The sequence below is a fragment of the Salinibacillus xinjiangensis genome (genome assembly GCF_009649735.1).
Taxonomy (GTDB): Bacteria; Bacillota; Bacilli; order Bacillales; family Alkalibacillaceae; genus Salinibacillus; species Salinibacillus xinjiangensis.
On the sequence record NZ_WJNH01000032.1, the window covers coordinates 1 to 281 of the forward strand.

Here is a 281-nt window from a genome sequence, read left to right on the forward strand (position 1 = left end):
ATTGCGGAAGATTCCCTACTGCTGCCTCCCGTAGGAGTCTGGGCCGTGTCTCAGTCCCAGTGTGGCCGATCACCCTCTCAGGTCGGCTACGCATCGTGGCCTTGGTAGGCTTTTACCCCACCAACTAGCTAATGCGCCGCAGGCCCATCTGTAAGTGACAGCAAAAGCCGTCTTTCATCTTCGAACCATGCAGTTCAAAGTGTTATCCGGTATTAGCCCCGGTTTCCCGGAGTTATCCCAGTCTTACAGGCAGGTTGCCCACGTGTTACTCACCCGTCCGC

The 281-nt window shown here is 56.2% G+C and carries 1 rRNA gene; it reads right to left on the minus strand.

The window, feature by feature from the left end:
• Positions 1–281, minus strand: a 16S ribosomal RNA gene (locus GH754_RS19355); the annotation flags it as partial.